The following is a 15,759-nucleotide window of genomic DNA, read 5'->3' as shown; positions in this document are numbered from 1 at the left end:
ATCAATGTTGACTGACACGCCGACTTCGCGGGCAAGCCTCGCTCAGGTAGCGGGTTGTAAACAGAAGCAGAGGTGGTTCAGCAGTTTGTAAGGCCGCCTCTGTAACGATCAAAGATTTCCGGAGTACGCCATGGCCACCGCCATTCCCCTGAACGCGGGCACTGACCCCACCTTGAAGCAGCGGCTCAAGCACGCCGAGCGGATCAACCGCTGGAAAGCACAAGCCTTGATCGCGCCATTGGTGTTGTTTCTGTTGCTGGTGTTTCTGGTGCCCATCGTGGCGCTGCTCTACAAAAGCGTCGGTAACCCGGAAGTAGTCGGCGGCATGCCGCGCACCGTGGCGGCCATCGCCAGTTGGGATGGCCGAGGCCTGCCCGCTGAACCGGTTTACAAGGCGGCCAGCGAAGACCTCGCTGAGGCCCGCAAGAATCAGACCTTGGGCGACCTGTCCAAGCGCTTGAACATGGAGTTGGCCGGCTACCGCAGCCTGCTGACCAAAACCGCCCGCGCCTTGCCGTTCGCCACCGAACCGGCCTCCTATAAAGAAGCGCTGGAAGGTCTCGACGAGCGCTGGGGCGACCCGGCCTACTGGCAAGCCGTGCGCCGCAACACCAGTAACATTACGCCGTATTACTTGCTGGCGGCGGTCGATCACCGGATCGACGACCTCGGCGAAATCGCCCCGGCCACGCCTGATCAGGCGATCTACCTCGACATCTTCGCCCGGACCTTCTGGATGGGGCTGATCATCACCGTGATCTGCCTGGTGCTGGCGTATCCGTTGGCCTACCTGCTGGCGAACCTGCCATCGCGGCAAAGCAACTTGTTGATGATTCTGGTGCTGCTGCCGTTCTGGACCTCGATCCTGGTGCGGGTCGCCGCGTGGATCGTGCTGCTGCAATCGGGCGGACTGATCAACAGCGGTCTGATGGCCATGGGCATCATCGATAAACCGCTGGAACTGGTGTTCAACCGCACCGGGGTTTACATCTCCATGGTGCACATCCTGCTGCCGTTCATGATTCTGCCGATCTACAGCGTGATGAAAGGCATTTCGCCGACGTACATGCGGGCGGCGATTTCCCTCGGCTGCCACCCGTTCGCCAGTTTCTGGCGGGTGTACTTCCCGCAGACCTATGCCGGTGTCGGCGCCGGTTGCCTGTTGGTGTTCATCCTCGCCATCGGCTACTACATCACCCCGGCCTTGCTGGGCAGCCCGAACGATCAGATGGTCAGTTACTTCGTTGCCTTCTACACCAACACCAGCATCAACTGGGGCATGGCGACCGCACTCGGTGGGCTGCTGCTGTTGGCGACCGTGGTGCTTTATCTGATTTACAGCTGGCTGGTGGGCGCCAGTCGCCTGCGCCTGAGCTAAGGGGAGAACGAAATGCTGAGTCCTTATATGTCGCCCATTGAGCGGGTGTGGTTCTACAGTTTGCGGATTCTCTGCGGCTTGATTTTGTTGTTCCTGATTCTGCCGGTGCTGGTGATCATTCCGCTGTCGTTCAACTCGGGCAGTTTCCTGGTCTATCCGCTGCAAGGCTTCTCGCTGCACTGGTATCAGGACTTCTTCGCCTCGGCGGAATGGATGCGCGCACTGAAGAACAGCATCATCGTTGCCCCGGCGGCGACTGTTTTGGCGATGATCTTCGGTACGCTGGCGGCAATCGGCCTGACGCGGGGCGACTTCCCCGGCAAGGCGCTGGTGATGGCGCTGGTGATTTCGCCGATGGTGGTGCCAGTGGTGATCATTGGTGTGGCGAGTTATCTGTTCTTCGCCCCGCTGGGATTGGGCAACAGTTTCTTCTCGCTGATCGTGGTGCATGCGGTGTTGGGTGTGCCGTTTGTGATCATCACGGTGTCGGCGACGTTGCAGGGGTTTAACCAAAACCTGGTGCGCGCTGCTGCGAGCCTTGGCGCTTCGCCACTGACGGCGTTCCGTCGGGTGACGTTGCCGCTGATTGCGCCCGGCGTGATTTCCGGTGCGCTGTTCGCCTTTGCGACCTCGTTCGATGAAGTGGTGGTGACGCTGTTCCTCGCCGGTCCCGAACAAGCGACCTTGCCTCGGCAGATGTTCAGCGGCATCCGCGAAAACCTCAGCCCGACCATTGCAGCTGCCGCAACGCTGCTGATCGCCTTCTCGGTGATCCTGCTGCTGACCCTGGAATGGCTGCGTGGGCGCAGCGAGAAACTGCGCACCGCTCAGGTCTGAAGTCACACACCGCCCAACTGTGGGAGCGAGCTTGCTCGCGATAGCGGACTATCAGTCGACATCAATGTTGAATGACAGTCAGTCATCGCGAGCAAGCTCGCTCCCACAGGGATTTACGGTGCTTTCGGGTCTCGGGTCATTCACCACCTGAATAGCAGACAATCCCAAATCCCCAGCTACTCTTGTGCCCAGCTCCCCTAGCTATAAGAGGCTGCGCACATGAGTCTTTCCTCTTTCAAAATCGCTCACAAACTGATCACCGGCGCCGGTGCCATCGAGCAACTGGCGGCTGAACTGACACGCCTGGACATCGACAACCCGCTGATCGTCACCGATGCCGCACTGGTCAAGTCCGGCACGGTCGAGCTGGCGCTGGCGCAGCTGGGCGACCGAACCTACGAAATTTTCGACCGTGTGCTGCCAGACCCGGAAATCGCCATCGTCGAAGACTGCATGCGGGTCTACCGCGAGGGCGGGCACGACGGATTGATCGGCCTGGGCGGCGGCAGTGCCATCGACATCGCTAAAAGTGTCGCGGCCTACGCCGGTTATCACGGGGCGCTGGAGGATCTGTTCGGCATCAATCAGGTGCCGCGCAAAGGCCCGCCGCTGATCGCCATCCCGACCACCGCGGGCACCGGCTCGGAAGTCACCAACGTGGCGATCCTCTCCGACAAGGTTGCGCAGCTGAAGAAAGGCATCGTCAGCGACTATCTATTACCGGATGTGGCGCTGGTCAGTCCACAAATGACCCTGACCTGCCCGCGCAGTGTCACTGCCGCCAGTGGCGTCGATGCACTGGTGCACGCCATCGAATCCTATCTGTCGCTGAACGCCTCACCGATTACCGACGCGCTGGCCATCGGCGCCATCAAGCTCATCGCCAAGGCGCTGCCCAAGGCCTACGCCAATCCGTCCAACCTCCAGGCCCGCGAAGACATGGCCACCGCCAGCCTGATGGCCGGTATGGCGTTCGGCAATGCCGGGGTCGGCGCGGTGCATGCGCTGGCGTATCCGCTGGGCGGCCGTTACAACATTGCCCATGGCGTCAGCAACGCCTTGCTGCTGCCGTATGTCATGACCTGGAACAAAATGGCCTGCGTGGAGCGCATGCAGGATATTGCCGAGGCCATGGGGGTGAAGACCGCTCATCTGAGCGTCAACGACGCGGCCGACAAAGCCGTGGAGGCGATGATCGAGCTGTGCGCCGCGGTGGAAATCCCGGCGGGCCTGCACAGCTTCGGCGTTCCCGAGGACGCCCTACCGGCCATGGCCGTGGAGGCGGCGGGGATTGAGCGTCTGATGCGCAACAATCCGCGCAAATTGAGTGCCGTCGATATCGAGAAAATCTATAGGGCGGCTTACTGATTATCACGTCACGGTGCGCGCGCCAAAGCATGAGGTATACAATGCGCGCCATCGTGATTCTGCTCAAAAAAGGTGCGTCATGCAGCCCTTCGTCATTGCTCCGTCGATTCTCTCCGCCGACTTCGCCCGCCTGGGTGAAGAAGTGGACAACGTCCTGGCCGCCGGTGCCGACTTCGTCCACTTCGATGTCATGGACAACCACTACGTGCCGAACCTGACCATCGGCCCGATGGTCTGTGCCGCACTGCGCAAATACGGCGTGACCGCGCCGATCGACGCGCACCTGATGGTCAGCCCGGTGGACCGCATCGTCGGTGACTTCATCGAGGCCGGCGCGACGTACATCACCTTCCACCCGGAAGCCAGCCAGCATGTTGACCGTTCCCTGCAACTGATCCGCGAAGGTGGCTGCAAGTCGGGCCTGGTGTTCAACCCGGCGACCCCGCTGGACGTGCTCAAGTACGTGATGGACAAGGTCGACATGATCCTGCTGATGAGCGTCAACCCGGGGTTTGGTGGGCAGAAGTTCATCCCCGGCACCCTCGACAAGCTGCGTGAAGCGCGGGCGCTGATCGACGCTTCCGGCCGTGACATCCGCCTGGAAATCGACGGCGGTGTGAACGTCAACAACATTCGTGAAATCGCCGCTGCCGGCGCCGACACCTTCGTCGCCGGCTCGGCGATCTTCAATGCACCGAACTACCAAGAGGTGATTGAAAAGATGCGTTCCGAACTGGCGCTGGCTCGCCCATGAGTGGCTTTGAGCAGCTGTTCCCGGGGTCTCTGCCGCGGTTGGTGATGTTCGATCTGGATGGCACGCTGGTCGATTCGGTCCCCGACCTCGCAGCGGCTGTGGATAACATGCTGCTCAAACTCGGGCGTCAACCTGCTGGCATCGCATCGGTGCGTGAGTGGGTGGGCAACGGCGTGCACGTGCTGGTGCGCCGGGCCTTGGCCAACCACATCGACGCCGAGGGTGTCGATGAGGTCGAAGCCGAGCATGCCCTGGCGTTGTTCAACGGCTTTTATGAGGACGGTCACGCGCTGACGGTGGTGTACCCCGGCGTGCGCGACACCCTGAAATGGCTGCACAAGCAGGGTGTAGAGATGGCGCTGATCACCAACAAGCCAGAGCGTTTCGTCGCGCCGCTGCTGGATCAGATGAAAATCGGTCGTTACTTCAAATGGATCATCGGCGGCGACACACTGCCGCAGAAGAAGCCCGACCCTGCGGCGCTGTTTTTTGTGATGAAAATGGCCAACATTCCCGCGTCTCAATCGTTATTTGTCGGCGATTCGCGCAGCGATGTGCTGGCGGCGAAAGCGGCGGGGGTCAAATGCGTGGCGCTCAGTTACGGCTATAACCACGGCCGACCCATTGCCGAAGAGTCGCCGGCGCTGGTGATCGACGATCTGCGCAAGTTAATTCGCGGTTGCCTGGATCCGGCCGCTGAGATAACGTTGCCCAACGCTGTTCAACCCCCTTCTGGAAACGCCATCGTGGTGGTCACTCGCAAACTCTGGATGAAAGTCATCAAGGCCCTGGCCCGCTGGCGTTGGCGCGCCTGACTTGTTCCTGGCCGGCCTACCGGCGCGTTTGCATACCTGACTGTTAGACCCTCAAGCCACGAGGCTACCCCATGATCCGCGAAGAATTCCTGCGTTTGGCCGCTGCCGGCTACAACCGCATCCCGCTTGCTTGCGAAACCCTGGCTGACTTCGACACGCCGCTGTCGATCTACCTGAAACTGGCCGACGAGCCCAACTCCTACCTGCTGGAATCGGTGCAGGGCGGGGAGAAGTGGGGGCGTTACTCGATCATCGGCCTGCCGTGCCGCACCGTGCTGCGGGTTCACGACCATCACGTCAGCGTGACCCACGATGGCGTCGAGATCGAAAGTCATGAGGCTGAAGATCCGCTGGCCTTTGTCGAAGAATTCAAAGCTCGCTACAACGTGCCGACCATCCCTGGCCTGCCGCGCTTCAATGGCGGTCTGGTGGGTTACTTCGGTTACGACTGCGTGCGGTATGTAGAAAAGCGTCTAGGCAAATGCCCGAACCCGGATCCATTGGGCGTGCCGGACATTCTGCTGATGGTTTCCGACGCGGTTGTGGTGTTCGACAACCTCGCCGGCAAGATGCACGCGATTGTTCTGGCCGATCCGTCGCAAGCAGATGCCTTCGAGCAAGGTCAGGCACGACTGGAAGAGCTGCTGGAAAAACTCCGTCAACCGATTACCCCGCGCCGTGGCCTGGATTTCAGCAAACAACAGTCTGCTGATCCGGTGTTTCGTTCGAGCTTCACCCAGGACGATTACGAAAAAGCCGTCGATACCATCAAGGAATACATCCTGGCCGGTGACTGCATGCAGGTCGTGCCGTCCCAGCGCATGTCGATTGACTTCAAGGCCGCGCCGATCGATCTGTACCGGGCGCTGCGTTGCTTCAACCCGACGCCTTATATGTACTTCTTCAACTTCGGCGACTTCCACGTCGTCGGCAGTTCGCCGGAAGTGCTGGTGCGGGTCGAAGACAACCTGATCACCGTGCGCCCGATCGCCGGCACACGCCCTCGCGGGGCCAACGAAGAGGCCGACCTGGCACTGGAAAAAGACCTGCTGTCCGATGACAAGGAAATTGCCGAGCACTTGATGCTGATCGACCTTGGCCGTAACGACACCGGTCGGGTCTCGGAAATCGGTTCGGTGAAACTCACCGAAAAAATGGTGATCGAGCGTTATTCCAACGTGATGCACATCGTTTCTAACGTCACCGGCCAACTGAAGGCCGGGCTGACGGCGATGGACGCACTGCGGGCGATCCTGCCGGCGGGCACCTTGTCTGGCGCACCGAAGATTCGCGCGATGGAAATCATCGACGAACTGGAGCCGGTCAAGCGTGGTGTCTACGGCGGCGCGGTCGGCTACTTCGCCTGGAACGGCAACATGGACACCGCGATCGCGATCCGCACCGCAGTGATCAAGAACGGCGAACTGCACGTGCAGGCCGGTGGCGGCATCGTTGCTGACTCGGTACCGGCGCTGGAATGGGAAGAAACCTTGAACAAGCGCCGCGCGATGTTCCGTGCGGTGGCCCTGGCCGAGCAAACCCGGGCAAGCTGAGTTCCCACAAAGACCTCACCACCCTAAAAAAACGCGGCACCTGTGAGGGCTCCGCGTTTTTTGTGCCTGCTGTTTGCCGGATCAGAAATCCAGCGCAACCCCAACGGTAAGCCCTTGCTGGGTAAAGTCATCATCCTTGCGGAACGTGTATCCGCCACGCAGTGCCAGATCGGCCGTCAACTTGTGGCTGACCCCCAGGCTCACGCGATTCAGGTGGCTTTGCGGTGTATAGCCGTCCAGTTTGAAGTCCAGGGAAGGCAGACTGTTTAGCGCGATGTTCACTTTCTGAGTGTCATCCTCGTATTCACGCTCATACGCGTATTCGCCGAACACTTGAGTCTGCGTGGTGATCTGATACTTACCCTGCAGACCGGCGCCCAGACGTTTAGAATCGCGAGTCTGATCATCAAAGGTCAGCGCTGTGGAACGAGTGCTGTTTTCCGAATAGCCGTCGACTTCCACTTTTGCGTAATCGGCGCTGATGAACGGCGACAGGTGCCACTCGCTGCCCGGTTGCGCAATGTCGTAGCCAAGGCGAGTGCTGAAGGCCCAGAGATCGCCATCGGTATCGCCTTTCTCCGCACCTTCGCTGGCACCCAGGTCGAATTTGCGTTTGAGGTTGTCGTAATCCAGCTTGCCGCCGGTCAACGCGGCATCAGCCCACCAGCGATTCTGCTGGAACTGGGCGAAGGCGGTGGCCAGGTAGCTGTTGAGTTTGTAGTCCGAATCGTTATTGCCTGCTTCCAGGTTCTGACGATAGAAACCCGCCGCCACACCGACGCGCCAGGCGTCATTGAGACGATAGCTGCCGCCGATGTTCAGGTTGTAACCGTCGCCGTCGGCGCTGGCGCCGCTGCTTTGGCTATCGACATCCAGATGCTGACCGCCCCCGGCGACAATGGCGCGCCATTGGCCGATCGCTTGCCAGTTCTCCCAGTCCGATTGCCATTGGCTGCGCAGTTCATCCTGGTGCGCACGCAAGGTAGCTTGGGCCATTTCCGGCAACAACGTCAGCTCCCAAGGCGCAGCCAGTAAGGAATAGGCGTAGTCGGAAATCAGTTTTTGCCCGGCTTCGGTCGGATGAACCCCATCGTTATAAATCAGCTTGCTGGGGTCCGGCGTGGCACTGTTGATGCCATACGTAGGGTTTTCGGTGCAGCTGTTACCGCTGAAACAGGTCGCCGTCAGGTTCTGGCCTGTAGCAAAACCGAATCGCGCCGGATCGGCGAAGGTTTCCTGCAACAGCAACGGAATGTTCAGCGGGATGATTTCGGCATCGATCCCCGCCAGTCGAGTGACCAGTTGCCGGTTGAAGGCAGAGCTCAGTAGTGAGGTGGGTGTCTGCTGGGGTGTGCCATTGATGGCGGGCGTCAAACCCAGGTCGGGCAGCAGCCATACCACGATGTACCGGGCGCCGGCGATCTGCAAAACCTGGACGCTGTTGGCCAGTCGATCCGCAGCGGCATTCGCCTGAGCGCCACTTTGTACACGTCCCTGAAGAAAATCGTTACCACCCCCGGAAATGTAATACAGCGCATTCGGATCGGCGCTGAAGTTGTTTGTCGGCAGATAGCCCGAACGCGTGCGTTCACCCGTGGCGGATACGCTGGTGATCGAGGTGAGGATCTGGTCCGTGCGGTAACCTCCAACGGCCCAGTTATTACCGTCCGGCAGGCCCTGGTTCGCACGCGCCGCCGAGGTCGAAGCGGCCGTCTGGTCTGGAGAAAACCCAAGTCTTGCGCCCAGCAGTTGTGTCGAGTTGGCGGAATAGACTTCGCCGCTGCCGGTCTGGTAAACCGGTCCGGTCCGGTTGGTGAAGCGCAGGGTCGAGCCGGGAGGGCCGCCCGTGTCGGTAAACTGCCCGGCATCGTTGAGGCTATCGCCGAAGACGATGAAATTCGAATAGGGGTTGGGTGCCGCGATCGCCTGGGTGCAGGCCATAGCGAGCAAGCAGCCGGCAAGCGGTACAGCCAACGTCTGTCTGATCATGAGCAAGTCCGTTTGTTATTGTTTTAGTGAGCGAAACGTCAGTGCCAAAAAACTATAGAGCCTGTTGCCGTTCGGCGCGAACCCGTCGATTGTTTCACGCGCTTCGATCGCCCCATATTGCACGCTCTGCCCAGCTAAGTTACTGTGCCAAGACGTATAAATGAGACCTTCCCCGTGTTGATCGTCAGCAAACTTCTGGATCAAGTCATCAAGGCACACGCCCGTTGGCGTTGGCGCGCCTGAATCCTTCTGCCGGCCCGGCCGGATCTTTACCGCTTTGCCTTCTTTGCCCGCAAGACAAACCGCTTTGCTGCGCGATTTCAGCGACTGACAAAGCGCAGGACGCTGCGGGTAACTCATTCGAAGGCTGTATTAAAGTCAGTGAATTCAAGAGGTTCATAACGCCATGTTGCTGATGATCGATAACTACGACTCTTTTACCTACAACGTTGTGCAGTACCTTGGTGAGCTCGGCTCCCAGGTCAAAGTCGTGCGCAACGATGAGCTCACCATTGCCGAAATCGAAGCCCTCAACCCTGAGCGGATCGTCGTCTCGCCCGGTCCTTGCACCCCGACTGAAGCCGGCATCTCGATTGAAGCGATCAAACATTTTGCCGGCAAACTGCCGATTCTCGGCGTCTGCCTGGGCCATCAGTCCATCGGCCAGGCGTTTGGTGGCGACGTGGTTCGCGCCCGGCAGGTCATGCACGGCAAGACCAGCCCGGTGTTCCACGAGGACAAGGGCGTTTTCGAAGGCCTGAACCATCCGCTGACGGTCACCCGCTATCATTCACTGATCGTCAAACGCGAAACCCTGCCCGATTGCCTTGAGCTGACTGCGTGGACCCAGCTCGAAGACGGCTCGGTTGACGAGATCATGGGGCTGCGCCACAAGACACTGAACATCGAAGGCGTGCAGTTTCACCCTGAGTCGATCCTCACCGAACAGGGCCACGAGCTGTTCGCTAACTTCCTCAAACAAACCGGCGGCACGCGCTAAGGACTTTTCATGAATATCAAGACAGCCCTCAGCCGTATCGTCGAACAGCTCGACCTCAGCACCGATGAGATGCGCGATGTGATGCGCGAAATCATGACCGGTCAATGCACGGATGCGCAGATCGGCGCGTTCATGATGGCCATGCGCATGAAGAGCGAAAGCATCGATGAGATCGTCGGCGCCGTGTCGGTCATGCGCGAGCTGGCGGACAAGGTCGAACTCAAGACCCTCGACGGCGTCGTCGATGTGGTCGGTACCGGAGGTGACGGAGCCAATATCTTCAACGTCTCGACCGCTTCCTCGTTCGTGGTCGCCGCGGCCGGTTGCACCGTCGCCAAACACGGTAACCGTGCGGTCTCGGGAAAAAGCGGCAGCGCCGACCTGCTGGAAGCGGCCGGTATCTACCTGAACCTGACGTCGGTTCAGGTCGCACGCTGCATCGATAACGTCGGCATCGGTTTCATGTTCGCCCAGACCCACCACAGTGCCATGAAGCACGCCGCCGGCCCGCGCCGGGAGCTGGGCCTGCGTACCATGTTCAACATGCTCGGCCCGCTTACGAATCCGGCCGGCGTGAAGCATCAGGTGGTGGGCGTGTTCAATCAGGCGTTGTGCCGGCCGCTGGCCGAAGTCTTGCAGCGTCTGGGCAGCAAACACGTGTTGGTAGTGCACTCGAAGGATGGCCTGGACGAATTCAGTCTGGCGGCGCCAACCTTTGTGGCGGAGTTGAAGGATGATCAGATCATCGAGTACTGGGTCGAGCCAGAAGACTTGGGGATGAAGAGCCAGAGCCTGCACGGTCTGGCGGTGGATAGCCCGGCGGCCTCGCTGGAGCTGATTCGCGATGCCCTGGGCAAGCGCAAGACCGAGAACGGTCAGAAAGCCGCGGAAATGATTATGCTCAATGCCGGTGCCGCGCTGTACGCCGCCGACCATGCCAGCAGTTTGAAAGAAGGCGTTGCCTTGGCGCACGATGCGCTGCACACAGGCCTCGCTCGGGAAAAACTGGAGGAGTTGGGTGCATTTACCGCGGTATTCAGAGTGGAGAATGAGGGATGAGTGTACCGACGGTTCTGGAAAACATTCTGGCCCGCAAAGTCCAGGAAGTCGCCGAGCGTAGCGCTCGCGTAAGCCTGGCGGAGCTGGAAAGTCTGGCCAAGGCGGCCGATGCCCCCCGTGGTTTTGCCAAGGCATTGATGGCTCAGGCCAAGCTCAAGCAGCCGGCGGTGATTGCAGAAATCAAGAAAGCTTCGCCCAGCAAAGGCGTGATCCGCGAGAACTTCGTTCCCGCCGACATTGCCCAGAGTTACGAGAAGGGCGGCGCGACCTGTCTGTCGGTGCTCACCGATATCGATTACTTCCAAGGCGCCGATGCGTATCTGCAACAGGCTCGTGCGGCGTGCAGTTTGCCGGTGATCCGCAAGGATTTCATGATCGATCCGTACCAGATCATTGAAGCCCGAGCGTTGGGTGCCGACTGCGTGCTGCTGATCGTCTCCGCACTGGACGACATGAAGATGGCTGAGCTGGCGGCCGTGGCTAAAAGCGTCGGCCTCGATGTGTTGGTAGAAGTCCACGACGGCGACGAGCTGGAGCGGGCCTTGAAAACCCTCGACACTCCGCTGGTGGGCGTCAACAACCGCAACCTGCATACCTTCGACGTCAGTCTGGAAACCACACTCGACCTGTTGCCACGTATCCCGCGTGATCGCTTGGTGATCACCGAAAGTGGCATTCTCAACCGGGCCGATGTTGAGCTGATGGAAATCAGTGATGTGTACGCGTTCCTGGTTGGCGAAGCGTTCATGCGCGCCGAAAGCCCGGGCACCGAACTGCAGCGTCTGTTCTTTCCTGAGCGTGGTATCGCGGTGAGCGGTTCTACACTCGACTGAACGTGACTTAAATGAAGAAGCCGGCGATGCCGGCTTTTTTATACCCCAAACAAAGGATGTCTACTGCCATGACCCAGCCCATCGCCTTGACCGTCGAAGTCGGCCTGCTCGCCGAACAGGATCTGTTGGCCCATGTGTGCACCGGCGATTCGGAGTTTGGTCTGCTGTTCTGGCAACCCAGTGATCGGGCGCTGGTCATGCCTCGACGGTTGAATCGCCTGCCTGGGTTCGAGGCCGCGTGCGAGGTATCGGCTGCGGCGGGTTGGCCGGTGTTATTGCGTGAAACCGGCGGTGAACCAGTGCCGCAATCGGCCTCAACCATCAATATCGCGCTGGTCTACGCGCCACCGCGTAACGAGGGTGACCAGAACCGGATCGAAACCGCTTATCGCCGACTCTGCGACCCGATTTGTCAGCTGCTTGATGAGATGGGCGGCGTTTCGTCCTTGGGCGAAGTTGATGGCGCGTTTTGCGATGGCCGATTCAACGTCAATCTCGATGGGCGCAAGATGGTTGGCACCGCGCAGCGTTGGCGTCAGAGCAAGGGCGGTACGCGTCCGGTAGGGTTGGCGCACGGTGCTTTGTTGCTCGATAACGAGCGTGAATCGATGGTTGCGGCGGTCAACCGTTTCAATGAAGCCTGTGGCCTGGAGCAGCGAGTTCGCGCCGAGAGCCACATCGCCTTGCATGAAAAATATGCAGCGCCTGATGCGCTGGAGCGACTCGACACGTTGTACCGCCATTTGCTGGCAGACATGTTCAGGACTTAGCGCGTACCGAAGACCACCATGGTCTTGCCTTTGACGTCCACCAGGTTGCGCTCTTCCAGATCCTTGAGTACGCGACCGACCATCTCACGCGAACAACCGACAATCCGTCCGATCTCCTGACGGGTCACCTTGATCTGCATGCCGTCCGGGTGAGTCATCGCATCCGGCTGCTTGCAGAGTTCCAGCAGGCAGCGCGCAACGCGACCGGTGACGTCGAAGAACGCCAGATCACCGACTTTGCGCGTGGTGTTGCGCAGACGCTGTGCGATTTGTCCGCTGAGCACGTAAAGAATGTCCGGAGCCTGTTGGGACAACTCGCGGAATTTCGCGTAGCTGATTTCCGCGACTTCGCATTCGATCTTGGCGCGCACCCAGGCGCTGCGTTCCTGTTCCAGGCCGGCTTGTTCGAACAGACCTAACTCACCGAAAAAGTCTCCGGAGTTCAGGTAGGCGATGATCATTTCACGGCCGTCGTCATCCTCGATCAGGATGGTGACCGACCCTTTGATGATAAAGAACAGCGTTTCCGAGCGGTCACCGGCACAAATGATGTTGCTCTTGGCCGCATAACGACGGCGCTGGCAGTGCATCAAGAGCTTGTCGAGGTTCTTGATTTTGGGTGTTGGGGTAATAGCAACCATGGTTGTATCCCGAAAAGACTGCACGGTATGTTTGGTTTTTTTATGAATAGCTGAGGTTGCTACACAGCTGGCTATGCGCCAGCGAATTGGCGCCAGCTTAACAGACACTTCCTGCAATATTCGAGCATTTACCTACGACGCAGAAGGTTATGTCCTACGAAGGCGAACGCTGTCAATCAAGGGCCCTGTGCTAAGCTGGCGACCCTTTTTTATACAGTGGAGTCTTGGCGATGAAGGCACGCATCCAATGGGCTGGCGAAGCCATGTTCCTCGGTGAATCAGGCAGCGGTCATGTCGTGGTCATGGACGGTCCGCCCGATGCCGGCGGTCGCAACCTGGGTGTCCGGCCGATGGAAATGCTCCTGCTGGGTGTTGGCGGTTGCAGCAATTTCGACGTGGTCAGCATCCTCAAGAAGTCCCGTCAGGCCGTTGAAAGCTGTGAAGCCTTCCTCGAAGCCGAGCGGGCCACCGAAGATCCGAAGGTTTTCACCAAGATCCACATGCACTTCGTGGTCAAGGGCCGTGGGCTGAAAGAAGCCCAGGTCAAACGCGCCATCGAGCTGTCTGCCGAGAAGTATTGCTCGGCTTCGATCATGCTCGGCGCGGCAGGCGTGGCGATTACCCACGACTACGAGATCATCGAGCTCGGTTGAATCGACATTAAAAAGGCGACTACTTTGCGGTAGTCGCCTTATTTATTGCTGACGCAGAGCCATTGTGGGAGCGAGCCTGCTCGCGAAGAGGCTCCCAAGGACAATGCAGCTATCAGATCCGATAAGTACTCTTGGTCATGACCTTGGCCATCAGGCTCATGCCGAACTTCACCGGTGCCGGGAAGCGGAAACCCCCAGCCTCCAGCGCGCTTTCGGCGTGGTGTTCTTCATCAATGCGCATCTGCTCGAGGATCGCCCGGGACTTTTCGTCCTCGGCCGGCAGTTGCTCAAGGTGTTCGTTCAGGTGTTTGCAGACCTGATGCTCGGTGGCAGCAACGAAACCCAGGCTGACTTTATCGCTGATCAACCCTGCTACCGCGCCGATCCCGAACGACATGCCATAGAACAGCGGGTTGAGAATGCTGGTGTGGCTGCCCAACTGTTTTATGCGTTGTTCACACCAGACCAGGTGGTCGATTTCTTCTTCGGCAGCATGTTCCATGGCAGCACGCACTTTCGGCAGCTTGGCGGTCAGGGCCTGACCCTGATACAGCGCCTGGGCACAGACTTCGCCGGTATGGTTGATGCGCATCAGGCCGGCGACGTGTCGGGTGTCTTCGTCGCTCATTTGCGCATCCGGCTGCACGATAGCGGGCGAAGGACGGTACGGCTGGCCACTGAAGGGCAGCAATGTACGCATCGCGGCATCGGCTTGCAGCAGAAGACGGTCAATCGGCGAGTAGTGACGTTGGGTAGTCATGCTGACCTCCGGGAAGAATCTCGGCGGCCAGTTTAACCCAATCGGCCGGCGAAGGTTTGCGTTGGGTCATTTGCGGGAGCGAGCAAGTCACACCGCCGCTCCCTCAGGTTTTACTGCAATCAGCCCGGCGGCCAATGCATCTGGCGCTGACCCAGCACGTGCATATGAATGTGATAGACGGTCTGCCCACCCAGTGGATTGCAGTTCATGACCACGCGAAAGCCCTCTTCGCAGCCCAGTTCCAGGGCCAGACGCTGGGCGGTGAACAGAATGTGCCCAGCCAATGCCTTGTCGTCCTCGGTCAGGTCGTTAAGCGTGCGCACCGCTTTTTTCGGGATCACCAGAAAATGCACCGGTGCCTGTGGGGCGATGTCGTGGAAGGCCAGTACCTGGTCGTCCTCGTAGATGATCTTGGCCGGGATTTCCCGGTTGATGATCTTGGTGAACAGAGTATCCACAGCTGTTTCTCCGTTATTTGGGCTGGCCTGAGTGTAACCATGGGTTATGCCCGAGCCCAGCCTTTTACCTTGAAGAGCGATCAGCGCGGGCAGTAAGCCTTGTTGACCATGCCTGCGATTGTCCGGGTCAGCCAGCGTGAGCCGAGCCGCGGCAGGAAGGCGCGCCAGCGGTTGCGTAGTCCCGGAATAATGATGGCGCGATTTTTCTCCAGAGCCCGCACTGTATAGAGTGCGACTTCCTCGGGGCTCATCAGCATTTTGCTGTCGACCAGTTTGCCAGCGTCCAATTGCGCAGTGCGGAAAAACGCCGTGCGGGTAGGGCCGGGGCAGAGCACCGACACCTTGACCGCGCATTTTTTCAGTTCGACGCGCAACCCTTCGGAAAAGTGCAGCACATAAGCCTTGCTGGCGTAGTAAGTACTCATCCATGGGCCGGGATGGAACGCCGCGACCGAGGCGACATTCAAAATCTGCCCGCCGCCCTGCAGCGCCATGCTGTTGCCGATCGCGTGACACAGGCGAGTGAGCGCGAGGATGTTCACTTCGATCAGGTCCTGCTCGGTCATCCAGTCCTGAGCCAGGAACGGGCCACAAGTGCCGATGCCGGCGCAGTTGACCAGCAAATCGATCTGTCGGTCACCTTCCTCCAGCTCCAGCAGAAATCCCGACAGCCGTAGCGGCTCGCCGAGGTCACAGGCTCGGAACAACACTTCCACGCCAAAACGTTGAGTCAGTTCAATCGCAATACTTTCCAGCTGATCACGCTGACGGGCCACCAGAATCAGGCTGCGGCCGCGCCGGGCCAGCGCTTCGGCCATCGCCAGGCCGATGCCGCTGGAAGCGCCAGTGATCAGAGCGTAACGGGTCATGCATTTCTCCATCGCAACAGCT

The 15,759-nt window shown here is 59.5% G+C and carries 17 protein-coding genes; 11 read left to right on the top strand and 6 right to left on the bottom strand.

Features of this window, described 5'->3' with window-relative positions; genetic code table 11:
* Positions 1–130 precede the first annotated feature (130 nt).
* From ACYZT7_RS29405 to trpE, 6 genes are all read left to right on the top strand, one after another.
* Positions 131–1,378: an ABC transporter permease gene (locus ACYZT7_RS29405; RefSeq protein WP_131061006.1), complete on the top strand. Its 1,248-nt coding sequence runs from the start codon at positions 131–133 to the stop codon at positions 1,376–1,378.
* 12 nt (positions 1,379–1,390) lie between these two features.
* Entirely contained in the window at positions 1,391–2,215 is an 825-nt protein-coding gene (locus ACYZT7_RS29400; protein ID WP_045059981.1) for an ABC transporter permease, read from the top strand.
* A 219-nt stretch (positions 2,216–2,434) separates the two neighbouring features.
* Complete coding sequence (locus tag ACYZT7_RS29395) at positions 2,435–3,583, top strand: iron-containing alcohol dehydrogenase (protein WP_462039195.1); 1,149 nt, start codon at positions 2,435–2,437, stop codon at positions 3,581–3,583.
* A 79-nt stretch (positions 3,584–3,662) separates the two neighbouring features.
* On the top strand, positions 3,663–4,337 hold the full coding sequence (rpe, locus tag ACYZT7_RS29390) for a ribulose-phosphate 3-epimerase (RefSeq protein ID WP_008027088.1): 675 nt from the start codon (positions 3,663–3,665) through the stop codon (positions 4,335–4,337).
* The gene (locus tag ACYZT7_RS29385) at positions 4,334–5,152 is read left to right on the top strand and encodes a phosphoglycolate phosphatase (protein WP_462039194.1); all 819 of its coding nucleotides are present in this window, start codon (positions 4,334–4,336) and stop codon (positions 5,150–5,152) included. The genes rpe and ACYZT7_RS29385 overlap by 4 nt, the downstream gene beginning before the upstream one ends.
* A gap of 71 nt (positions 5,153–5,223) precedes the next feature.
* Positions 5,224–6,705 (top strand): anthranilate synthase component I, encoded by a 1,482-nt coding sequence (trpE, locus tag ACYZT7_RS29380; protein ID WP_462039193.1) that lies wholly within the window; start codon positions 5,224–5,226, stop codon positions 6,703–6,705.
* Positions 6,706–6,786: 81 nt separating this feature from the next.
* Here trpE and estP read toward each other — a convergent pair whose 3' ends face one another.
* Both estP and ACYZT7_RS29370 read right to left on the bottom strand, forming a co-directional pair.
* Entirely contained in the window at positions 6,787–8,694 is a 1,908-nt protein-coding gene (gene estP / locus ACYZT7_RS29375; protein ID WP_462039192.1) for an esterase EstP, read from the bottom strand.
* Between the two features lie 15 nt (positions 8,695–8,709).
* Positions 8,710–9,054 (bottom strand): hypothetical protein, encoded by a 345-nt coding sequence (locus ACYZT7_RS29370; RefSeq protein WP_462039191.1) that lies wholly within the window; start codon positions 9,052–9,054, stop codon positions 8,710–8,712.
* Positions 9,055–9,100: 46 nt separating this feature from the next.
* Between ACYZT7_RS29370 and ACYZT7_RS29365 the strand changes: the two genes are divergently transcribed.
* The 4 genes from ACYZT7_RS29365 (at position 9,101) to ACYZT7_RS29350 (ending at position 12,356) form a co-directional block, all read left to right on the top strand.
* The gene (locus ACYZT7_RS29365) at positions 9,101–9,694 is read left to right on the top strand and encodes an aminodeoxychorismate/anthranilate synthase component II (RefSeq protein WP_157713839.1); all 594 of its coding nucleotides are present in this window, start codon (positions 9,101–9,103) and stop codon (positions 9,692–9,694) included.
* A gap of 9 nt (positions 9,695–9,703) precedes the next feature.
* A complete protein-coding gene (gene trpD / locus ACYZT7_RS29360; protein WP_462039190.1) occupies positions 9,704–10,753 on the top strand; it encodes an anthranilate phosphoribosyltransferase in 1,050 nt (349 codons plus the stop codon).
* The gene (gene trpC, locus ACYZT7_RS29355; RefSeq protein WP_462039189.1) at positions 10,750–11,586 is read left to right on the top strand and encodes an indole-3-glycerol phosphate synthase TrpC; all 837 of its coding nucleotides are present in this window, start codon (positions 10,750–10,752) and stop codon (positions 11,584–11,586) included. The genes trpD and trpC overlap by 4 nt, the downstream gene beginning before the upstream one ends.
* A gap of 68 nt (positions 11,587–11,654) precedes the next feature.
* Positions 11,655–12,356, top strand: a complete 702-nt coding sequence (locus ACYZT7_RS29350; protein ID WP_462039188.1) for a lipoate--protein ligase family protein — start codon at positions 11,655–11,657, stop codon at positions 12,354–12,356.
* Here ACYZT7_RS29350 and crp read toward each other — a convergent pair.
* Positions 12,353–12,997: a cAMP-activated global transcriptional regulator CRP gene (gene crp / locus ACYZT7_RS29345; RefSeq protein ID WP_462039187.1), complete on the bottom strand. Its 645-nt coding sequence runs from the start codon at positions 12,995–12,997 to the stop codon at positions 12,353–12,355. The genes ACYZT7_RS29350 and crp overlap by 4 nt on opposite strands.
* Before the next feature lie 230 nt (positions 12,998–13,227).
* Between crp and ACYZT7_RS29340 the strand changes: the two genes are divergently transcribed.
* Positions 13,228–13,650 carry an OsmC family protein gene (locus ACYZT7_RS29340; RefSeq protein WP_007941657.1) on the top strand — a complete coding sequence of 141 codons (423 nt, stop codon included), beginning with the start codon at positions 13,228–13,230 and terminating at the stop codon, positions 13,648–13,650.
* A 112-nt stretch (positions 13,651–13,762) separates the two neighbouring features.
* Here the strand turns inward: ACYZT7_RS29340 and coq7 are convergent, their stop codons facing one another.
* The 3 genes from coq7 to ACYZT7_RS29325 form a co-directional block, all read right to left on the bottom strand.
* The gene (gene coq7, locus ACYZT7_RS29335; RefSeq protein WP_282381973.1) at positions 13,763–14,410 is read right to left on the bottom strand and encodes a 2-polyprenyl-3-methyl-6-methoxy-1,4-benzoquinone monooxygenase; all 648 of its coding nucleotides are present in this window, start codon (positions 14,408–14,410) and stop codon (positions 13,763–13,765) included.
* Positions 14,411–14,529: 119 nt separating this feature from the next.
* A complete protein-coding gene (locus ACYZT7_RS29330; protein WP_008147240.1) occupies positions 14,530–14,868 on the bottom strand; it encodes a histidine triad nucleotide-binding protein in 339 nt (112 codons plus the stop codon).
* Between the two features lie 80 nt (positions 14,869–14,948).
* Complete coding sequence (locus ACYZT7_RS29325) at positions 14,949–15,737, bottom strand: SDR family NAD(P)-dependent oxidoreductase (RefSeq protein WP_462039186.1); 789 nt, start codon at positions 15,735–15,737, stop codon at positions 14,949–14,951.
* Positions 15,738–15,759: the final 22 nt, after the last annotated feature.

The sequence above is a fragment of the Pseudomonas sp. RT4P38 genome (assembly GCF_054897765.1).
Note: the sequence above shows the minus strand (reverse complement) of the source record. Positions and strands in the feature narration are given on the sequence as shown.